General features: G+C 61.0%; 13 protein-coding genes. 12 read left to right on the forward strand and 1 reads right to left on the reverse strand.

What is annotated here, in order from left to right; all coding sequences use genetic code 11:
- The first annotated feature begins 197 nt into the window (after window positions 1–197).
- The 6 genes from carA to DWZ15_RS07020 all read left to right on the forward strand — a co-directional run bounded on the left by carA (window position 198) and on the right by DWZ15_RS07020 (window position 14,468).
- The gene (carA, locus tag DWZ15_RS06995; RefSeq protein WP_118450132.1) at window positions 198–1,637 is read left to right on the forward strand and encodes a glutamine-hydrolyzing carbamoyl-phosphate synthase small subunit; all 1,440 of its coding nucleotides are present in this window, start codon (window positions 198–200) and stop codon (window positions 1,635–1,637) included.
- 1 nt (window position 1,638) lies between these two features.
- Window positions 1,639–4,953, forward strand: a complete 3,315-nt coding sequence (gene carB, locus DWZ15_RS07000) for a carbamoyl-phosphate synthase large subunit (RefSeq protein WP_117564030.1) — start codon at window positions 1,639–1,641, stop codon at window positions 4,951–4,953.
- 932 nt (window positions 4,954–5,885) lie between these two features.
- Window positions 5,886–12,266, forward strand: coding sequence for a discoidin domain-containing protein (locus DWZ15_RS07005; RefSeq protein ID WP_158572513.1), 6,381 nt, complete (start codon window positions 5,886–5,888; stop codon window positions 12,264–12,266).
- Between the two features lie 217 nt (window positions 12,267–12,483).
- Entirely contained in the window at window positions 12,484–12,948 is a 465-nt protein-coding gene (gene purE / locus DWZ15_RS07010) for a 5-(carboxyamino)imidazole ribonucleotide mutase (protein ID WP_006235810.1), read from the forward strand.
- A gap of 36 nt (window positions 12,949–12,984) precedes the next feature.
- Window positions 12,985–13,983 carry a class B sortase gene (locus DWZ15_RS07015; RefSeq protein WP_118450136.1) on the forward strand — a complete coding sequence of 333 codons (999 nt, stop codon included), beginning with the start codon at window positions 12,985–12,987 and terminating at the stop codon, window positions 13,981–13,983.
- A 65-nt stretch (window positions 13,984–14,048) separates the two neighbouring features.
- On the forward strand, window positions 14,049–14,468 hold the full coding sequence (locus tag DWZ15_RS07020) for a molybdenum cofactor biosynthesis protein MoaE (protein WP_233544662.1): 420 nt from the start codon (window positions 14,049–14,051) through the stop codon (window positions 14,466–14,468).
- 100 nt (window positions 14,469–14,568) lie between these two features.
- Here DWZ15_RS07020 and DWZ15_RS07025 read toward each other — a convergent pair whose 3' ends face one another.
- Window positions 14,569–15,798, reverse strand: a complete 1,230-nt coding sequence (locus DWZ15_RS07025) for a putative ABC transporter permease (RefSeq protein ID WP_118450138.1) — start codon at window positions 15,796–15,798, stop codon at window positions 14,569–14,571.
- Window positions 15,799–16,083: 285 nt separating this feature from the next.
- On the opposite strand from DWZ15_RS07025, the gene purF reads away from it, so the two are divergent.
- The 6 genes from purF to DWZ15_RS07055 all read left to right on the forward strand — a co-directional run bounded on the left by purF (window position 16,084) and on the right by DWZ15_RS07055 (window position 21,186).
- Window positions 16,084–17,754 (forward strand): amidophosphoribosyltransferase, encoded by a 1,671-nt coding sequence (gene purF, locus DWZ15_RS07030; RefSeq protein ID WP_118450140.1) that lies wholly within the window; start codon window positions 16,084–16,086, stop codon window positions 17,752–17,754.
- A gap of 157 nt (window positions 17,755–17,911) precedes the next feature.
- Complete coding sequence (purM, locus tag DWZ15_RS07035; RefSeq protein WP_118450142.1) at window positions 17,912–19,015, forward strand: phosphoribosylformylglycinamidine cyclo-ligase; 1,104 nt, start codon at window positions 17,912–17,914, stop codon at window positions 19,013–19,015.
- A complete protein-coding gene (gene purN, locus DWZ15_RS07040; protein WP_117862818.1) occupies window positions 19,005–19,703 on the forward strand; it encodes a phosphoribosylglycinamide formyltransferase in 699 nt (232 codons plus the stop codon). Before purM ends, purN begins: the two co-directional genes overlap by 11 nt.
- 144 nt (window positions 19,704–19,847) lie before the next feature.
- The gene (locus tag DWZ15_RS07045; protein ID WP_117776588.1) at window positions 19,848–20,192 is read left to right on the forward strand and encodes a type II toxin-antitoxin system RelB/DinJ family antitoxin; all 345 of its coding nucleotides are present in this window, start codon (window positions 19,848–19,850) and stop codon (window positions 20,190–20,192) included.
- The gene (locus tag DWZ15_RS07050; protein WP_199574312.1) at window positions 20,189–20,656 is read left to right on the forward strand and encodes a PIN domain-containing protein; all 468 of its coding nucleotides are present in this window, start codon (window positions 20,189–20,191) and stop codon (window positions 20,654–20,656) included. The genes DWZ15_RS07045 and DWZ15_RS07050 overlap by 4 nt, the downstream gene beginning before the upstream one ends.
- 65 nt (window positions 20,657–20,721) lie before the next feature.
- Entirely contained in the window at window positions 20,722–21,186 is a 465-nt protein-coding gene (locus tag DWZ15_RS07055) for a PTS sugar transporter subunit IIA (protein ID WP_118450144.1), read from the forward strand.
- Window positions 21,187–21,248 lie beyond the last annotated feature (62 nt).

Below are 21,248 nucleotides of genomic sequence, written 5' to 3' on the forward strand. Positions count from 1 at the left end.
GCAACGGAAAAGAGCCGCCCTTTCGGACGACTCAAACTGTAATGGGGATTAAAAAATCATTATGCATAGAAAGTCATAATTATCATTTCGTAAACATTTCGATGAAATTAACGCCATGAGGCATGCTTGCGGTTACAATACCGCGAGGCCTAACTGCACACCTTTAAGCCGGTCCTGTGAGACCGGGAAGGAGAACTATGGCGAACAACCATATTGCGGGCGCTGCCGCCCGCACCATCGCGCCCAGCGAGCTGTGCCAGCGTATGCTGGCCAAAACCAGCAAGGGCGCTTGCGGTCCCTGCACCCTGTATCTTGAGGATGGGACCATTTTTTATGGACGCGCATGCGGCGCCGAGGGCACCGCGACCGGCGAAGTCTGCTTCAACACCTCGCTCGAGGGCTACTTTGAGGTCATGACCGACCCGAGCTATGCCGGCCAAATCGTAACCATGACCTATCCGCAGATCGGCAACTACGGTATCGACGAGACCGATGTCCAGTCGGCCTTCCCCGGCGGCGCCGTGCGCCCTGCGAGCGCTCCGGCCATGCGTGGCATGATCGTTCGCGACATGTGCGCCACGCCTTCTAACTGGCGCTCGGCCGTCAGCGTGCCGGAGTACCTGCGCGCTCACGGCATCGTCGCTATCGAGGGCGTCGACACCCGCGCTCTGGTGCGCCACCTGCGCGACAACGGCTCCAAGATGGGCATTATCTCGACCGAGATCTTCGACGTCGACGAGCTTGCCGAGCGTCTGGCCGCAGCGCCCACGCTGGTAGGCGAGAACCTGGTCAAGACCGTAAGTTGCCCCGCGCCTCACGAGTTTGTGGCCGCCGACCTGCCTGCCACGCATGACTTTGCGCTGGCTCCTGCTGCTCCCGCCCGTCACAAAGTGGTCGCCTACGACTGCGGTGTGAAGCGCGGTATTCTGGAGGGCCTGGTCCGTGCCGGCTGCGACCTCACCGTCGTGCCGTGGGATACGCCCGCCCAGCAGGTGCTCGACATGAATCCTGATGGCGTCTTTTTGTCCAACGGCCCCGGCGACCCCGATGCCGTGGTGGAGACCTACGAGCAGGTGCAGCAGCTGATCGGCAAGGTGCCGGTCTTTGGTATTTGCCTGGGTCACCAGATGATCAGCTTGGCCTGCGGCGCCCAAATGGAAAAGCTTAAATTCGGTCACCGTGGCGGTAACCAGCCGGTTATGAATCTGGTGAGCCGTCGCGTGGAGATCACCGCGCAAAACCACGGCTTTGGCCTGCTGTTCCCCAGTCTGGGCAAACTGATTCCGGAGCTTTCCGGCGGCGAAACCGAGCATGCGGCCGATGGCGACCTGCGCGCCTGGGTGCGTCGCGGCGTCGCGCCGGTCGTGATGAACGAGCGCTTTGGTCGCATTCGCCTGACACATGTGAACCTCAACGACGGCACCGCCGAGGGCATCCAGCTGCTCGACGCCCCGTGTTTCTCGGTCCAGTACCACCCCGAGGCTTCGCCCGGCCCCACCGATGCCCACTATCTCTTTACCGCCTTTACGCGACTCATGGACGGCGAGGAGAACTACCTGGACATCGACACCGCGAAGGACCGCCTCGCCGGCTGGAATTTCGCCGAGTCCGAGAACGCTGCGACCGAGGAGAACTAACATGCCTAAACGTACTGACATCAAGCGCATCCTCGTTATTGGTTCGGGCCCCATCGTTATTGGCCAGGCCTGCGAGTTCGACTACTCCGGCGCCCAGGCCTGCAAGGTGCTCAAGGAGGATGGCTTTGAGGTCATCCTGGTCAACTCCAATCCGGCGACCATCATGACCGACCCGGGCTTGGCCGACCGCACCTATGTTGAGCCTATCACCGCCGAGTTTATCGAGCGCGTGATCAAGAAAGAGCGCCCGGACGCGCTGCTGCCCACGCTGGGCGGCCAGACCGGTCTGAACGCCGCCGTCGAGCTGGCAAAGGACGGCACGCTCGACAAGTACGGCGTCGAGATGATCGGCTGCGACCTGGCCGCTATCGAGCGCGGCGAGGACCGCAAACTCTTTAACGAGGCCATGGCCGAGATCGGCCTGGAGGTCGCGCGCTCGGGCTATGCCTACAGCGTGGCCGACGCCGAGGCTATCGCCGAGCGCGTGGGATATCCCTGCGTACTGCGTCCGAGCTTTACCCTCGGTGGCGCCGGCGGCGGCATCGCGCATACCCACGAGGAGCTCGTCTCCATCGTGAGCCAGGGCCTTGAGCTCTCGCCTGCCCATGAGGTGCTGGTCGAGGAGTCCATCGAGGGTTGGAAAGAGTATGAGATGGAGGTCATGCGCGACCACGCCGGCAACGGCATCATCGTGTGCTCCATCGAGAACCTCGACCCCATGGGCGTGCACACCGGCGACTCCATCACCGTGGCGCCAGCGCAGACCCTCTCCGACCTTGAGTACCAGCGCATGCGTGTCGCGTCGCTCGCCATTCTGGAGAAGATTGGCGTCGAGACCGGCGGCTCCAACGTGCAGTTTGCCGTGAACCCCCAGACCGGCCGTCTGATCGTCATCGAGATGAACCCGCGCGTGAGCCGTTCGTCCGCACTGGCCTCCAAGGCCACGGGCTTCCCCATCGCCAAGGCCGCCGCTCGCCTGGCCGTGGGCTACACGCTCGACGAGATCGTCAACGACATCACCAAGGCAACGCCCGCCTGCTTTGAGCCCACGATCGACTACTGTGTGGTCAAGGTGCCGCGCTTTGCCTTCGAGAAGTTTAAGGGTACCGACCCCACGCTCACCACGCGCATGAAGGCCGTGGGCGAGATTATGGCGATCGGCCGCACCTTTGAGGAGGCCTTCGGCAAGGCCATGCGCTCACTGGAGGACGGTCACCAGGGCATCTGCGCCGGTGGCAAGGAGGGTGCCGACAAGCTGAGCGACGATGAGCTCGCTCAGGCCGTGGCAACCCCGACCGAGCACCGCATCTTCTTTGTGGTCGAGGCCCTGCGCCGTGGCTGGGACATCGCCCACATCCATGCCATCTGCGGTATCGATCCGTGGTACCTCAACCGTATCAACGACATGGTGCAGGTCCAGGAGAGCATCCGCGGCCTGCGTGTGGAGGATATCGACGCCGACGCGATGCGCCTGCTCAAGCAGTACGGCACGAGCGACGCCGAGATTGCCGCGCTGACCGGCTCGGACGAGCGCTTTGTGCGCGCCTATCGCAAGGGTCTGGGCGTGGTTCCCAGCATGAAGACGGTCGATACCTGCGCTGCGGAGTTTTCGAGCGCCACGGAGTACCACTACAAGACGTACGAGAACATCTACCGCACGAGCCCGGATGCCAAGAAGTGCGTGGCTCCCGACGAGACCACGCCGGCGGACAAGCCCAAGGCGATGATCCTGGGCGCCGGCCCCAACCGCATTGGCCAGGGTATCGAGTTCGATTACTGCTGCGTGCACGCGAGCTACGCGCTGGCGGCCCGCGGCTTCGAGACCATCATGGTCAACTGCAATCCCGAGACCGTCTCGACCGACTATGACACGTCCGACCGTCTGTACTTTGAGCCGCTCACCTACGAGGACGTCATGGACGTTATCGATGTCGAGCGCCCCGACGGCGTCGTGGTGACGCTCGGCGGCCAGACCCCGCTTAAACTGGCGCGCATGCTCGAGGAGAGCGGCGTCAACATTATGGGCACAAAGCCCGACGCCATCGACTTTGCCGAGGACCGCGAGCGCTTTGCCGCCCTACTCGACAAGCTGGGCATTATGTACCCGCCGGCGGGTCAGGCCACCTCGTTTGAGGAGGCCGAGGCCGTGGCCGCGCACATCGGCTACCCGCTGCTGGTGCGTCCGAGCTACGTGCTGGGTGGCCGCGGCATGATGATCGCCTACGATGCCGGGCATCTACGCGATTACATGGCCGAGGCTGCGCGCATTAGCCCCGACTACCCGGTGTACCTCGACCGCTTCCTGGAGGGTGCGATTGAGTCCGATGTCGATGCCCTGTGCGACGGCGAAGAGGTCTACATCGGCGGCATCCTGGAACATATTGAGGAGGCCGGTATTCACTCCGGCGACTCTGCGACCTGCATTCCGCCGTTTAGCTTTAGCGAGAGCCTGCAGGCGAAGCTCCGCGAGACCACGCGCCGCATCGCGATGGCGCTGGGCGTACGCGGCCTGGTCAACGTGCAGTATGCCATCAAGGGTGAGACCGTCTACGTGATCGAGGCCAACCCGCGTGCCAGCCGTACCGTGCCGTTTATCTCCAAGGCCACCGGCGTGCCGCTGGCCAAGTGCGCGGCGCGTATCATGGCGGGCGATTCCATCGCGAGCTTGGGCCTGCCGAGCGATGAGCGTCAGCTGGACTGGTTCTGCATGAAGGAAGCCGTTATGCCCTGGGGCCGTTTCCCGGGCGCCGACGTCATCCTGGGGCCCGAGATGAAGTCGACGGGCGAGGTCATGGGTATCGCCAAGAGCTATCCCGAGGCATACGCCAAGACGCAGCTGGCGATCGACTACAAGCTGCCCGACCCGAGTTGCGGCAAGGTGTTCATTAGCGTGTGCGACCGCGACAAGCGCCATATCCTTTCGGTCGCCCGTATCCTGCGCTATCTGGGCTTTGACATCTGCTCTACCGAGGGTACGGCGCGCGTGCTGCGTGGAGGCAACGTGACGTGCGAGATCGTGGAGAAGATTAGCGGCCCGCACGACGGCGAGCGCCCCAACATCGGCGACCTCATCGCCGATGGCAAGATCGCGGTGATCATCAACACGCCGTACGGTCCGGGCTCGCGCGGCGACGGCTATCTGCTGCGCACCGAGGCAGTGCGACGCGGTGTGACCTGCGTGACCGCGATGTCTGCCGCCAACACGTACGTGAGTGCCATCGAGGCGGTGCGTGAGGACCAGCAGGGTCACGGCAGCGCCAACGACATGGGCATGGACGTCATCGCCCTGCAGGACCTGCCGCAGCACACGGTGTAATGTGACCTGGTCGGCCGGGGCGGCAGCCGGACACTTTCTCTCGGAAACTGGGCTTCGCGAAGTTTTCCGAGAGAAAGGACCGCCTCCCGCCCCGGCCTACGGTGACTCGGTTGCACCGTGTGCTGCCGAAGGGGCTTTGTGCGATGACTAGGGCTAAATAGAAAATGAGTGTGGGCCCTGCCGTTCGTTCGAGCGGCAGGGCCCACGTTTTGTATGGAGGCCTTTTTACTGTTAGTCGAGGACGCCTCTGGACAGTTAGTTCAAATTCGTATTTATTAGAGAGTAGGAGAAGATCGATTTGGACTCATTCGGCCTACTTTTGGCAATCTGAATCGATCAAGATGCTCAGCCAAGCCGGGAACGGCCCAATATTGGGTCCGCGTCGGCTTCCAAGCGGCAATTTTGTGCCCAAGGCCACGGCCAAATTATACGTATCTGAACTAACTGCCCATCACTCTCCATCAACCTTTTTCCAAACCAAATCAGTCAACGTACGTCATGGCAATATCCGGTAGGTCGCAGGGTGGCGGCTGAGCCTTTCCCTCGGGAAACTTCGCGAAGCCCAGTTCCCGAGGGAAAGGTATGGTCTGTGTAATACCAGATAAACAGTACATTTTTGCTAGATTGGTATTTGACTGAAGAACCAATTGGTATGGCTTATTAAGCCCACCTTGTCGTTGACGCTCATTTTACTGCCGCTGGGAGAATTCCGAACTTGGTTGCGCAAGTGCTCCCATATATTGATATGACCTAGTAGGTGGCTATCTGGTTACTACCAGTTGGCCCCTTGGTAACGGGTGGCCCCATTGTGCGGAATGTACCGAACATCCCCGTTTGATACGTTTTCCCATGCTGCCGGGGGGGGGGCGTCCTCGGCATGTCGGAAGAAAGGAGCCCAGGTGCGCAGGAATTCCATTTTTACGAAACGGTGGGTGAAGGGAAGCGCGGTCCTCGTTGCCACTGCAGCGACGCTCGTGTTTGCCAATCCCCAGCAGGCGATTGCCACGCCACTCAAGGGCGTCGACTCAGCGACCGTGTCCCAGTCTGCCTCGAATGTCGTCGACATCGATTTCGCTGACGGCATCAAGGGCCGTATTACGTTCCTCGAGGACGGTATTTTCCGTTATAACGTCGACCCCAAGGGTGAGTTTTCCGATTACGCCACACCGCGCAGTAAGTCCCACACGGCTAAAATCCAGGCTCAGCCCGATACCTCGGACACCTACAGCAAGCCGAGCGCGACGGTTGCCGACAAGGGCGACACTATCGAGATCACCGGCGGAAAGGCGACCGTGATCCTGGACAAGGCGACTGGCAAGATGAGTATCAAGTCAGGCGACCGTGTCGTGGTTTCCGAGTCCGCGTCCCTCGACCTTGATAAGAAGGGTACCGTCCAGACGCTCGCCAAGGAGAAGTCCGAGAACTTCTTTGGCGGCGGCACCCAGAACGGACGCTTCCTGCACACCAACCAGACCATCGCCATCTCCAACACGAACAACTGGACTGATGGCGGCGTTGCCTCGCCCAACCCGTTTTATTGGACGAGTGACGGCTACGGCGTACTCCGAAACACGTTTGCAGAGGGTTCCTACGACTTCGGTTCCACGGACTCATCGACGGTCACGACTTTGCACAGCGAGAATGAGTTTGATGCCTACTACTTCGTGGCGACCAACGAGGGCGCTTCGAACGTGGCAACCGAGATGCTGCAGGACTACTACAAGGTGACCGGTAACCCGGTACTGCTGCCCGAGTACGGGTTCTACCTTGGTCATCTTAATGCCTATAACCGTGATGGCTGGTCAACGACCTCGGGTCAAAAGAAGTGGGAGACCAAGGGCAGCAAGTCCTCGAGCGAGAAGGGCGACGTTAAGTACGAGTCTGGCATGTCGACGGGCTACAAGCTCGACGGCACACTTGCGGCCGAGACGCTCAACGGTGAGGGCCCTACGGTTGATACCGAGAACATGAAAGCGACCGATTTCGACCGCCAGTTCTCTGCTCGTCAGGTTATCGATGACTACGAGGACAACGACATGCCGCTCGGCTGGTTCCTGCCGAACGACGGTTACGGCGCCGGCTATGGCCAGAACGGTTACTACAAGACCGGCGGCGTCAACTCCGACGGAGCGAGCTCGGCCGACCGTCTTAACGCTGTGCGTGCCAATGTCGACAACCTTAAGAAGTTCACCGAGTATGCCAACTCCAAGGGTGTGAGCACGGGCTTGTGGACCCAGTCCAACCTTGAGCCCGACAGCAACCCTGAGACCCCGTGGCATCTGCTTCGCGACTTCGACGCCGAGGTCAAGACGGGAGGCATCACTACCCTTAAGACCGACGTTGCCTGGGTTGGATCTGGCTACTCCTTTGGTCTTAATGGCATCAAGACAGCTTATGACACGGTGACGACCGGCGCTAACAAGCGCCCCAACATCATCACGCTCGATGGTTGGGCCGGCACGCAGCGCTTTGGTGGCATTTGGACCGGCGACCAGTATGGCGGTAACTGGGAGTACATTCGCTTCCATATCCCCACGTATATCGGTCAGAGTCTTTCGGGCAACCCCAACATCGGCTCCGACATGGATGGCATCTTTGGCGGCGACCCCATCATCTCTGCGCGTGACTACCAGTGGAAGACGTTCACGCCCTCTATGCTTGACATGGACGGTTGGGGCACCTACCGTAAATCGCCCATGACGCACGGCGATCCCTACACAGGCATCTCGCGCTTCTACCTCAAGCTCAAGGCGCAGCTCATGCCCTATATCTACACGAGCGCGGCCTCGGCGGCCAACATCGACACGGGTAACGGCGATGCCGGCCTGCCCATGATCCGCGCCATGCTGCTTTCCGACAACTCCGAGTACGCCGCAAGCACTTCGACGCAGTACCAGTATATGTTCGGTGAGAACTTCCTAGTGGCACCGGTGTATCAGGATACCCAGGCAGACGAGAACGGCAACGACATTCGCAATGGGATTTACCTCCCCAACTACGGCACCGAGGAGGATCCCACCATCTGGATCGACTACTTCTCGGGTAAGCAGTATCGCGGCGGCCAGGTTCTCAACAATTACGAGGCTCCGCTTTGGAAGCTGCCGCTGTTTGTGAAGGCCAACGCTATCGTGCCGATGTACGCCGAGAACAACAACCCCGAGGCCGTGAGCGACACCAACACCAAGGGTACCGACCGTAGCCAGCGTATCGTCGAGTTCTTCGCCACCGAGGGCGACGGCACCTTTACGCAGTACGAGGACGACGGCTCCTCCATCGAAAACAACACGACTGAGGACGATTCCTACGGCACGATCGACAATATCTCCTACGGTGAGCATGTGAGCACCGTCTACAGCTCCAAGGCCGCAGGTGGCACCGCGACCTTTACCGCCGAGGCCTCGAAGGGCGGCTACAACGGCTACGACTCCAACCGCACCACGACCTTCGTGGCCAATGTGTCCGCCAAGCCCACGAGCGTTGTCGCCAAGAACGGCGGATCCGCACTCAACGTGGTTGAGGTCGACTCGCAGGAGACCTTTGACGCCGCGACCCCCGAGGCCGGCCAGGCGGTCTACTTCTACAGCGAGACCCCCAACCTCAACCACTACGGCAGCGATGCGGACGGCACCGAGGCCGAGCAGGGCGAGAGCTTTAACAACACCAAGATCACCACGAACCCCAAGGTCTACGTCAAGTTCGCGAAGACCGATGTTGCTGCAGCGGCGCAGACGCTTGAGCTGGGCGGTTTCGTGAATGCCGACGCCACGCTCACAGCCGATCGCCTCAACGAGAACCTCTCCGCACCCACGAACCTTGCTGCCCCCGAGGACGTCACGACCCCAACGAGCATCAAGCTCACCTGGGGAAAGGTCGATGGTGCTACCTCCTACGACCTTAAGGTCGACGGCACTGTGTTTGCCGTGGGTGATGCGGCCGAGTTCACGCACACCGACCTCGCCTACAATAGCAAGCACACCTACCAGATTCGTTCGCGCAACGCCGAGGGTTACTCCGCCTGGAGCGATGTGCTCGAGGCGAACTCCGCACTCGATCCGTGGCGGAACGTCCCCGACGCCGAGCAAATCACCTGGGAGGGCTCACTTTACGGCAGCCATAAGGCCGAGCTCGCCTTCGACCATGAGTTCCAGTCGGGCGACGGCGGTTTCCACTCCGGTGGCAACGATCTGGGCAAGGCGCTTACCGTTGACTATGGACGCGCTTACAAGCTCGATAAGCTCGAGTACTATCCGCGCGATGACGCCGGCAACGGCACTGTGACCAAGATGCGTGTTGAGACGAGTCTCGATGGCGTCCACTGGACGAGCCAGGAGGTCGATTGGGCACGTTCCGCTGATTGTAAGACGGTAGCGTTTGACGGCACCGTGGCCGCCCGTTACGTGCGCATGACACCGCTCGCCTCGGTCGGCAATTTCTTCTCCGCGTCCGAGATTGCCATCTACAAGACCGACGGCACGGATGGCTTCGCCGTGGGCTCCAACCTCAACAAGGCCACGATCTCCGACGGAGACTACTCCAACATGAAGAACTATCTGGGCCTCGAGAATCGCGAGCCCGATACCCCGACGTTCGGTTCGCAGATCCGCGACCACTTCGCCGACCTCAACGATAACGGCGTTTACGACGTCTACGATTACTCGTTCACCATGGCGGGTCTTGACGGCGGCACTAAACAAAAGGGCAAGGTCGCAGGTTCGCTCGCGGTGATTCCGAGCAAGACCGAGGTCGAGGCCGGTGATGAGATCACCGTTGATGTCTATGCGGCCGACGCCAAGAACGTCAACGCCCTGGGCGCTCTCGTCAACTTCAAGAGCGACCAGTTCGAGTTTGTGTCCGAGAGCATCGCGCAGGACGGCTCGACTGCCGGCATGGAGAACCTGTCTCGCGAGAAGGTCCAGTTCGCGGACAGAACGCAGACTATCAATCTCGCCTTTGCCAACCGCGGCGATGGCAAGCTCTACAACGGTACCGGCGCGGTGGCGAGTTTCAAGCTCAAGGCCAAGACCGCCGGCAAGGTCGAACTGCCCTCGACATCTTGGCTCATCGGTCCGGCATGCGACGCACTTGAGTTTGCGAGCGACGGCACGGTGACGATGCCGGATGTTCCTCAGCCAACGGTCGCCGAGTACGGTCAGGATGCCTTCAACATCACGATGACCAACGATGAGCTCACGACCGACGACGGGACCAACGTCGAGAAACTTATCCAGCAGAAGAGCTATAACGCGCTGTTCGATAATAACGAGGGCGACAACGGCTTTGAGTTCCTATGGAACTGGAGCGGCAACTGGGACAGCGAGGGTAAGCTTCCGAGTTACGTGAAGCTTCCCACCACGATGACATTCGCATTTAAGACGCCTTCGAAACTCGATAGTGTCGAGGTCGTTAACCGCAACGGTGGCAACGGAACCGTGCAGAAGATCAAGGCTGTCGTGACGTTCGAGGATGGCTCGACCCAAGAGTTCGCGGGCGGGGAGTACGATTCCTTCCGGGCTCGCTACGCCTTTGGCCTCTCTGCCGAGAACAAGGGCAAGAAGGCGACCAAGGTTGACCTCACGCCGCTTGAGGCATCGGGTGACCAGATGCTCACACTGCGTGAGGTCAACTTCAACTACACGCAGGGTGTCGAGGCCATCGAGGGTGTCGAGCTAGGCAAGAACCAGACCGAGTTCTTTGAAGGCGACGTTACGCTCGTCGACGCCAAGGCCACGCCTGAGAGCGCCGGCTACCCCTATGTGACGGTCGAGAGCTCCGACCCCTCTGTGGTAAGCGTCTCCGCTGTTCAGGCTGGCGATAGCGTGAGCTACTACCTGCGTGCCAACAAGGCCGGCAAGGCAAAGATCACGGTGGCGTCGGTACTCGACCCCTCCAAGACCGCATCCTATGAGGTCGAGGTCAAGGCTGGTGTCGATACCTCTGCGCTCGTGGCAGCGCTTTCCGAGGCCGCGGGCTACAGCGAATCCGTCTACACTAAGGATTCCTATGCAGCTCTCACCGCTGCGGTCGAGGCGGCTCAGAAGCTCCTCGACGGCGGCCAAGGCAGCTATAGCAAGAAGGATGTCGCAGACGCCACAGCCAAGATCGAGAAGGCAATCGACGGCCTCAAGATGCGCCCTGTCGATGAGAAGATTCTTATCAACACGCCCGAGAACCGCAAGAACGTCAAGGTGGCCGGCTTCTCGAGTGAGGCCGACTACGAGGGCAGCAACGCCGTCAACGCTCTCGACGGCGACGAGCGGACGCTTTGGCACAGCGACTGGGCCCATGGGACCGGTATGCCCCAGTATCTGAGTGTCGACCTGGGCCGCGACTACGATCTCACCGACGTTACATTCCTGCCGCGCCAGGACGGCGGCACTAACGGCGATATCTTCGAGGCCGAGATACTGGTCTCCGACACTGCCGACGGTTATGAGATGGGCACCGCCGCGTCGATGGGTACGTTCGCCTTCGACAACGACGGCCGCGTGCTCACCGACCGTGGCGACTGGAAACAGATGAGCTTTGGCGCCGCGCGCGGTCGCTACGTGACCGTCAAGGTGATTCACGCCGGCGGTGGCAACGTTGATGCCTACTGCAGCATGGCGGAGCTCAAGTTCTACGGTACGGCCGTCCCCGATCCGGTGGCGAAGGATGATCTCGCTACCGCGATCGAAAAGGTTGATGCCGAGGTTGCTGCCGGCGACCTCAAGGCCGGTGACTACACCGAGGCCTCCTGGACGGCGCTCGAGAACGCCCTGGCGAGCGCCCGCGCCATCTTGAGCGACGAGAAAGCCACGCAGGACGAGGTCGACCAGGCGCTCAGGGCGCTCGAGAGCGCCCGCGGCGCGCTCGAGAAGACCCCGGTGGCCCCGGTCGAGAAACCGACTAAGAAGCAGCTCAAGGCCCTGGTCAAGCAGGCGAAGGAGACTGACACCAGGGGCAAGACGGCCGAGTCTGTCAAGGCCCTGACGGATGCCATTACCTACGCCGAGGACGTCTTGGGTGCTGAGAATGCTTCCGACACCCAGCTCCAGGCGGCCTATGACCAGCTCAAGCTGGCTATTGAGAGCCTCAAGGATGCCGATTCCGGCAATCAGGGCGGCTCGGGCAACCAGGGTTCCGGCAATGGCTCGAACGGCGGCAACCAGGCGGGCAAGCCCGCAGGCGACAAGACCCAGGGCAGCAAGAAGAACGGTTCGGCGATTCCCAATACCGGAGACCAGACGGCGGCGACCGTCGCGACCGTCGGTGGTCTTGGCGCCATCATCGCCGCGATCGGCGCTTTCTTCCATCGTCGCAGCAAGGCTAAGTAGCCCCAGCAACAGCTAAGCAAGCGTGCCCGCCGTCCCACCCAAGGATGGTGGGCACGCTTTTTGAATGTAGGCGGAAAGCTCCGACCCTTCGGCCTTAATCTCGCAAAGCGTTCCGTCTCCCGCCGAACACATCAGCATCGGCGGCTATACTTGAATTATTTGCAGTTAAGGGTCGCGGATTCGCCGCGTCACCGCTCTCAACAGGAGGTCTTTGTTTATGGCAGATCAGAAGCCGGTTGTCGGGATCATCATGGGCTCCAAGTCCGATCTGGGCGTTATGGAAGGTTGCACCGCCGAGCTCGAGGCGCTAGGCGTGCCCTATGAGCTCGTGATTGCAAGCGCGCACCGTACGCCGGCGAAGGTCCATGAGTGGGCCTCGACTGCTGCTGACCGCGGCATCAAGGTGATTATCGCTGCTGCCGGCAAGGCTGCTCACCTGGGCGGTGTCGTGGCGGCCTTTACGCCGCTGCCGGTCATCGGCGTGCCTATGAAGACGAGTGACCTGGGTGGTATGGACTCGCTACTGTCGATGGTGCAGATGCCTTCGGGCGTGCCCGTTGCCTGTGTGGCCATCAACGGCGCCAAGAATGCCGCGATCTACGCCACGCAGATTCTGGGCGCTTGCGACCCCGAGTACCGCAAGGTTATCGAGAAGATGAAGCAGGAGATGGCTGACGCCTAAGCGCTCTGCCAGTCCATTTGCAGCATAAGGAGAGCCATGTCCGACTATCAGGGAAAGCGTTTTTCGGCTTCTCGGATTCCCGATCCAGCCACGTCGGGAGCAGCCCGCGCGCCGCAGCAGGGTCGGACATCCTCTCCTCAGCAGCCGCGCGCGCCGCGCCCCGTGACGCCGGCGAAGCATCGCCGTCAGGATACTCCTGCTGCATATCGCCCTTCGTCATACAGTACGGCCAAGAAGTCACCTCGCTCTTCGGCGCATACCGCGCCATCGAGCTATACCGAGACGCCGCGCAAAAAGCGTCGCTCCGTTATCCCCATCTTGCTCATCATTATCGGCATCGGCCTAATCGTTGCTGCGGCCGCCATCTTTATCAACGCGCAGATTGGCTACAAGCAGGCGAGCGAGTCGTATCAAAAGATCGAAAAACAATATGTGAGCGACAAGGACGCCAGCGGCGTGCCGATTATCGACTTCAATGCGCTTGCCCAGACAAATCCCGAGGTTGTGGGTTGGATTTACGCGCCCGGCACCAACATCAACTACCCCGTGGTGCAGACCAACAACAACTCCAAGTACCTCAACACGCTGTTCGACGGCACCGCCAATGCCTCGGGAGCCATCTTCTTGGATAGCGACGACACCGCGCCGGGCATGGTGGATCAGCAGACCACGATTTACGGTCATCACATGAACGACGGTTCGATGTTCAACGTGATTTCGGGTACGACCGATCAGGCGACGTTCGACAGCATAGAATACGTGTACTACATTACGCGCGATGCGACGTATAAGTTGCGCCCACTGGCGACCAAGGTGGTCGAGGACACGTATGCCAAGGCGCGCACGCCCAACTTTGAGGGCGATGACGGACTGAAGAATTACCTGTCCGAGATGCTCGACGGTGCCTCTGCCGTGGCGAGCGACGCAGGCGACCGCGCCGCTTCGGCAACGAAGGTCGTAACGCTTGTGACCTGCCGCTCGCTGTCATTTAGCAATACGCGCGCCGTCATGGTGCTCACGCCGGTCGAGGAATAAGTTGTTCAAGAGTAGCTAAAAAGCCCCGTCCCAAATGAGCTACTCGACGACGGTAAAAGGGAGAAATGATGCTTGAAAGTGGCAAACCGATGCCTTCGATTGATGCTTGGCTGCGCGAGGCCAAGGCCGATTCGTCGGCATCTGCGTGCGGTATGTACCTGACGCATAACGGTGTGGTGCGTGCGACGCCTAAGTCCGAGGTGCGTGGGGTCGAGACAGATGGTGTGGCGCCTGGACATAAGGTGGGCGGCATGGTGTTTGGCTTCGATGCCGAAAAGGTGCAGGCCGCTATCGAGGCAACGCGCGCGATGCCGGGTATCGGCTATGTGCGCGTGTGGCTGGCGAACGGCGAGCTTACCGTGGGCGACGACATCATGCTCGTGCTCATTGGCGGGGACATTCGCCCGCATGTGGTCGATGCGCTGCAGGCGCTCGTCGGTACCATCAAAAATGAATGTGTGAGCGAGGTCGAGCGCGAGGCGTAATGCCGGCAGCAGCACTCGCCAACAAAAAGCCCGCTGGCAGTTCAAATCAGTCTGCCAGCGGGCTTTTCTGTGCGTTGGAAAATCTCGGCATTGCTTGGCGCTACACGCGCGTCGCATCCTTGGGACTCATGGTCATGCTCTGGAAGCGGTTCTCCATATAGTCGTTATCGAAATACTTGCCGTAGAACTGCGCGACGGGAATATCCGGCTCCGTGCCGTTGACGCGCTGGTACCAGTAGTCGAGCGACTGCAGCGTCATGACGCCGTCGACCAGCATAATGACGGTAAAGATGACGGTAGCCGAGTAACGACTCTTCCACGGAATCATGTTGATGAGCTTGAGCAGCCTCGGCAACAGCAGCTTGATCCAGATAAGGCCACCCAGGCCCCACAGGCAGGCAAAGCCCGTGCAGGTGCGTCCGCCCGTAAGAACGGCGAGTGGGTCGGGCATGCCAAACAGCTTCATGTGCGAGTAGCTCCACGAGACCACGCCAAATGAGGTCTGCATAAACCAGCCCACGAACACCTCAAAGCTCGCGCCGAGCACAGCGCTTACCAGGAAAATGATGACGGGGTTCTTTTTATAGAAGCGGTTGAGCACCATGGTCATGAGTACGGCGCCAAAGCCATAGATGGGGCTGAAGGGACCAAACAGCATGCCGGCGCGGTCCTGGTAGACGCCTGGGTCGTCGACCGTCATGTGCCAGATGTCCTCGGCGATCAGGCCGAGCACGCAGCAGACGAGGAATACCCAGAACAGGTTGAAGTAGTTGAGCTTGATGTAGCCCTCGCCGGTTTCATCGCGGCCGAGCATGCCCTCGGCGGCGGCGTCGCGGTCGAGCATCTCCTGCAGGCGGCGCTGCAGTTCGCGCTCCTGGCGCAGCGTGGGATCGACGGTGGCTGAAAGCGCGATGAGGATACCGAGCTGAATAGCGGGACGAAGCAAGAAGAGCCCGATACCTTGGAGCATCACGTCGACCAAAAGCTCGACGACGGTGAATGCAATAAGGATGTAGGACAGGCGGGCGGCGTTGCGGCGCTGGTTTTTGATAAGGTCCAGGCCAAAGATGATCAGGATGACGGCACTTGCCGCAGAGAGCATGATGCCGGCGACGATGAGTCCAGCCGCGACGAGCGTGTTGTCGCCGAGCTTGGCAGCGGCGTTGCCGTTGATGAGCGCGGTGATGACCTGCCACATAAAGGCGGCGACCGACGGGAGCGTGCCCACGCCGGATAGGATGCACAGGACGGCGTACACCTTAATGATGAGGGGGATCTTCTTGACCTCCGTGGCGCTGGGGACGCTGGGGTCGAGTTCGTTTCGATCCATACAGAACCTTTCTCGCTTTGTTGTCGGTTATAAGGATACGTCGCCGACCTGCCAAAAGACAGGACGAACGTCCCAATTGCAACTTTGTAATCCCCAACGGCGGACGCGGCGGCCATCTGGGGGCGCGGGCGCTTGCGCTGGACAGACCGATAAAATGTTTGGCCGCAAAACGGATTATTAGCTCGGTGGGCTTTTAAAAAGCGCTGCTCATGCGCTGGGGAGCGCGTCGCACCGTGCGTATAATAAGGCGGGTAACGCCAAAATACGAGGCTCTGAGGGGATGCCATGTCTCAAGAAACCATCCGCGCGGCCGAGCGTGCCGCGGGACAGGTGAACGCCATGTCGACGTATGATCCGGACTCCGACCAGCTGCATGAGGAATGCGGCGTTTTTGGTGTCTGGGCGCCCGATCGCGACGTGGCTCGACTGACGTACTTTGGCCTGCGTGCGCTGCAGCACCGTGGCCAGGAATCGGCTGGAATCGCCGTGGGTGACGGCGGCACGGTTATGGTCCGCAAAGATCTGGGCCTGCTCGACCGCGTGTTCTCCAACGCCGACCTGTCGACGCTCTCCGGCCAGCTGGCCGTGGGTCATGTGCGCTACGGCACTGCCGGTGCCAAGAGCTGGGAAGCCTCTCAGCCGCACCTCTCTACCATCAATAGCGTCATTATCGCGCTCGCGCACAACGGCACCCTCGTCAACACCGACGAGCTGCGCCGTCAGCTGATCGAGCTGGGCGTGCCGTTCCTCTCCAATTCGGATTCCGAGGTCGCGACCAAGCTTATCGGCTACTTTACCCAGCGTACGGGCCACCTGCGCGAGGGTATTCGCAAGACCATGGAGCTCGTGCGCGGCGGCTACGCCATGACGCTCATCAACGAGCAGGCGCTCTACGCATTCCGCGATCCACACGGCATTCGCCCGCTCGTGCTGGGCAAGCTGGTGGACGAGGGTCTGGACCAGGCCGATGCCGCAGCCGTTTCGCAGCTGCCGTCGCAGGACGGCGCCGCGACGGTCGACTCCGCCGTCCGTGTCACGCGCGCCGGCGGCTGGGTCGTTGCTTCCGAGACCTGCGCACTCGACATCGTGGGTGCCGAGTACGTCCGTGACGTCCGTCCCGGCGAGATCTTGCGCATCAGCGCCGAGGGCCTGGTATCCGAGCAGGGCGTGCCTGCAGCCGAAGAGCCCGCCAACTGCATCTTTGAGCAGGTCTACTTTGCCCGCCCCGACTCCATCATGAACGGCAAGAGCGTCTATGCCTGCCGTTACGACATGGGTCGTCAGCTGGCACATGAGGAGCCTGTCGAGGCCGACCTGGTCATCGGCGTGCCCGACTCCGGCCTGCCGCCTGCGGAGGGGTATTCGCACGAGAGCGGTATTCCCTTTGGCGAGGGCCTTATCAAGAACCGCTACGTGGGCCGTACGTTTATCGAGCCTACGCAGGAGTTGCGCGCCATGGGCGTGCGTATGAAACTCAACCCGCTGCGCGACAACATCGAGGGCAAGCGCCTGGTCGTCATCGACGACTCCATCGTGCGCGGCACCACCATGGTGCAGCTCGTCAAGATGCTGCGCAACGCCGGCGCCAAGGAGATTCATATCCGCATCAACTCGCCCGAGGTCATCTGGCCGTGCTTCTACGGTATCGATACCGACGTGCAGTCGCAGCTTATCAGCGCCAACAAGACGGTCGACGAGATTTGCGAGTATATCGGCGCCGATTCGCTGGCCTTCCTTTCGGTCGAGGGCCTGCTTAAGGTCATGCCCAAGGGCGGTTACTGCGATGCGTGCTTTACCGGCCGCTACCCCGTGGCGATTCCCGAGAGCTTTGGCCGCGACAAGTTTATGGAGGGCTTTAAGCCCCGCAACCTGGACAAGCCGCTGCACTTTGACGACGACGCCGTGATCGAGAAATACGACGACCGCAGCTGGGAAGAGGAGCACGGCGAGGCATAAAACCTGCCATATGGGGACAGGTTTATTTTGGTAGGTTTTACCTGCTGTTTTGTTGATATGACGGCGCGTGCTGTTATGGCGCGCGCCGAAATGAACGCAACTATGAGCACCGTTTGGCGCCCGTGCGGCGCCACGGTAGTGGGAGAGGAAGGCTCAGATGGGCGACAGCAAGCATGTGACGTACGAGGACGCCGGCGTCGATACCGCCGAGGGCGGCCGCGCCGTCGACGCGATTAAGCAGATGGTCAAGGACACTAACCGTTCCGAGGTTATCGGTGGCATCGGCGGCTTTGGCGGCCTGTTCTCGGCCGCCGCGCTTAAGGATATGGAAGACCCGATCCTGATCAGCGGTACCGACGGCGTGGGCACCAAGCTCGTGCTCGCCCAGATCATGGACCGTCACGAGACGGTGGGCCAGGATCTGGTCGCTATGTGCGTCAACGACATTTTGGCTTCGGGCGCCGAGCCGCTGTTCTTCCTGGACTACGTTGCCATTGGCCACATAGAGGCCGAGCACATGGCAAAGATTATCAAGGGTGTGGCCGACGGCTGCAAGCTCGCGGGCTGCGCGCTCGTGGGCGGCGAGATGGCCGAGCACCCGGGCGTCATGGCTCCGGCCGACTACGACCTCGCCGGCTTTACCGTGGGCGTCGTCGACCGTCCCAAGATGCTCGACCCCGCAAACGTCCGCCCCGGCGACGTGATCCTGGGCCTGCCTTCCACCGGCGTGCACTCCAACGGCTACTCGCTCGTGCGCAAGGTCATCGGCGTCGACGGCATCAAGCCGGGCACGCCCGAGGCCGCCGCTAAGGCCGAGGAGCTGAGCCGTCCGCTCGAGGAGCTCGGTGGCGCTTCGCTGGCTGACGCCCTGCTGGCCCCCACGCGCATTTATGTGAAGCCGATTCTTGAGCTGCTGCGCGGCGGCGCCAACGTGCATGCTGTCGCCCACATCACCGGCGGCGGTATTACCGAGAACCTCAACCGCGCGCTCGCCGACGACGTTGACGCCGTGGTCACCCGCAACGGCGCCGAGATGGGTTGGGACGTTCCTCCCGTCATCACCTACGTGTCGCGCCAGGCCGAGCTCGCCCCCAACGAGGCATGCAAGACCTTCAACATGGGCGTTGGCCTGTGCCTGATCGTCGCCCCCGAGGACGAGGCCGCGGTTACCGAGGCCCTGGTCGCGCTGGGCGAGAAGCCGTTCCGCGTGGGCGAGTGCGTCGAGGGTTCCGGTAAGGTCGTGTACTCCGATGAGCGCTAACGAGCAGATGGCTGCCGCCGAGGGCCTGGACTTTGTGCCCTATACCCGTCCGACCGCCACCGATACGGCCGAGCCGCTTAAGATCGGTGTGCTCATCAGCGGTTCGGGTACCAACCTGCAGGCGCTGATCGATCTGATCGCCGCCGGTAAGCTCAACGCCTCGATTGAGCTTGTGGTGTCGAGCCGTCCTTCGGCTAAGGGTTTGCAGCGCGCTGAGCGCGCGGGCATCCAGACGCTCACGCTGTCCAAGGATGTCTATGCCGACCCTATTGCCGCCGACGAGATCATCGCGCACGAGCTGCTCGAGCGCGGCTGCGAGTATGTGGTCATGGCCGGCTACATGCGCATGGTGCACACGCCTCTGTTGGCGGCGTTTCCCAACCGCGTGGTCAACTTGCATCCGGCGCTGCTGCCGAGCTTTACCGGTGCGCATGCGATTGACGATGCCTTTGCGCGCGGCGTCAAGGTAACTGGCGTGACCGTGCATTTTGCCAACGAGGTCTACGACAACGGTCCCATCATCGCCCAGCGTGCGCTGGCTGTCGAGGAGGGCTGGGATGTCGACACGCTCGAGGAGCACATCCACGCGATTGAGCACGTGCTGTATCCCGAGGTCGTGCAAATGCTCGCCGACGGCCGCGTCCACGTGCTGGAGAGCGGCAAAGTGGCAATTGATGCGGCACGCTAGTCGCGTGTAAGAGAGTTCGCTGAGCGCTCTTTGGGACGCAAGCGATCGAAAAAAGTTGATAGGGCTCCGTCCGTACGCGGGCGGGGCTCTTTTTGTGTGGCCTCTCAAGTTTGCTATACTGCCAGCAAGCAGAGAGGAGTCGCCATGGCAACAGCAACAGTGCAGCTCAACACGCGAATCGACCCTATGCTCAAGGCTGGCGGCGATGCGGTCCTGACTCGCAATGGGCTGGGGCCGAGTGACGCTATTCGTGCGCTTTGGACCTACCTTGTCGAGCATCAGACGTTGCCAGGATTTATGGTGGAGGATAGGTGCGAGGCACCCCGTGCGGAGAGTCTGGCCGAGCAGGGATGCGGGCTGGCTTTTTTCTCATTGGGGTTGAGCGCGGCGGATTTTGCGCCAGCTGAATCATCGGCAGACAACTGGGGTGCCGTACGCGACGACATGTACGATGCGATGATCGCTGGCATAGAGGCGAATTGCCGATGATTGCGGCAAAACGACTCTTGGTAGACACAAACGTTTGGCTCGATTATTACCTGCAAGAGGGAGCGTTCGACGAGGCGAAAAGATTGATTGAGTTGGCCGAGGCGGGAAAGATTGACCTTCTGTACGCGCCAACGACGGCAAAGGACCTGTTCTACATTGTGCCGCGGCGTCTAGCTCAGCGGAATGTGAATGGGGTTAACGCTCCGTTCGGTCCGGCTGCATGGGCCTGTATCGAGCATATGATGCAGGTGGCAACGGCTTCTCCGCTTTCGTTGGCGGAATGCGAGATGGCGCGTATGCTTGGCAAGCGTATGCCGGACCTTGAGGACAATCTCATCATTGCATCGGGCGATACGGCGGATGTCGACTACGTAATCACGAGCGACCGACGCATGTTGGAGGCGATGCCCGAGGTATGCTTGACGCCCGCGCGCGCACTCGAGCTCATCGGGATCCTCGGCTAACCTTGCATACTCCGTTTCGCTATCATATTGAGCATTGTGGCCCTCATGCAACTTTGGAGGACGATATGGCGGATAACGAAGCGCTGTTTACGCCTGAGCTGGTGTTTTTTGATTGGGAGTGTGCGACGCCTGATGAGGTGCTTGCGCGACTCGAAGGCGAACTTGCCCCACGCGGCTACATTGGCACCGGTTGGCTCGACGCCGTCCGCACGCGCGAGGATGCCTATCCCACAGGGCTTGCCATGCCGGCGGCCAACATTGCCATCCCGCATACCGATCCGGGGTTTGTGGCTAAGCCCTACATCGCGGTGGTGAAGCCGGCCACGCCCGTGACATTCAATGCTATGGCGGGCATGGGTGCCCCTGTGCCGGCGCAGATCGTCATCAACTTGGGCATTGCCGAGCCGGGCGGCCAGGTCGAGGCTCTGCAAGCGCTTATGAATATCTTTATGGACGCGGACACCGCGGCCGATGTGCTCGGCCAGACCACGCCCCAAGGCATGGTCGAAGCCATCCGCCGCCACTTTTAAATCCGGCCCCTGGGGACGTTCCTTTTGTCGCGGGGGCCGCGTTGTGACACAATGGCGTTTGT

The organism is Collinsella sp. AF29-7AC, assembly GCF_003475665.1.
Lineage (GTDB): Bacteria > Actinomycetota > Coriobacteriia > Coriobacteriales > Coriobacteriaceae > Collinsella.

Coding starts and splice junctions, on each gene's coding strand:
- purF (WP_118450140.1), top strand. CDS start 16,084: ATGTCTCAAGAAACCATCCGCGCGGCCGAGCGTGCCGCGGGACAGGTG.
- carB (WP_117564030.1), top strand. CDS start 1,639: ATGCCTAAACGTACTGACATCAAGCGCATCCTCGTTATTGGTTCGGGC.
- DWZ15_RS07045 (WP_117776588.1), top strand. CDS start 19,848: ATGGCAACAGCAACAGTGCAGCTCAACACGCGAATCGACCCTATGCTC.
- purM (WP_118450142.1), top strand. CDS start 17,912: ATGGGCGACAGCAAGCATGTGACGTACGAGGACGCCGGCGTCGATACC.
- DWZ15_RS07015 (WP_118450136.1), top strand. CDS start 12,985: ATGTCCGACTATCAGGGAAAGCGTTTTTCGGCTTCTCGGATTCCCGAT.
- DWZ15_RS07025 (WP_118450138.1), bottom strand. CDS start 15,798: ATGGATCGAAACGAACTCGACCCCAGCGTCCCCAGCGCCACGGAGGTC.
- DWZ15_RS07055 (WP_118450144.1), top strand. CDS start 20,722: ATGGCGGATAACGAAGCGCTGTTTACGCCTGAGCTGGTGTTTTTTGAT.
- purN (WP_117862818.1), top strand. CDS start 19,005: ATGAGCGCTAACGAGCAGATGGCTGCCGCCGAGGGCCTGGACTTTGTG.
- DWZ15_RS07050 (WP_199574312.1), top strand. CDS start 20,189: ATGATTGCGGCAAAACGACTCTTGGTAGACACAAACGTTTGGCTCGAT.
- carA (WP_118450132.1), top strand. CDS start 198: ATGGCGAACAACCATATTGCGGGCGCTGCCGCCCGCACCATCGCGCCC.
- DWZ15_RS07020 (WP_233544662.1), top strand. CDS start 14,049: ATGATGCTTGAAAGTGGCAAACCGATGCCTTCGATTGATGCTTGGCTG.
- purE (WP_006235810.1), top strand. CDS start 12,484: ATGGCAGATCAGAAGCCGGTTGTCGGGATCATCATGGGCTCCAAGTCC.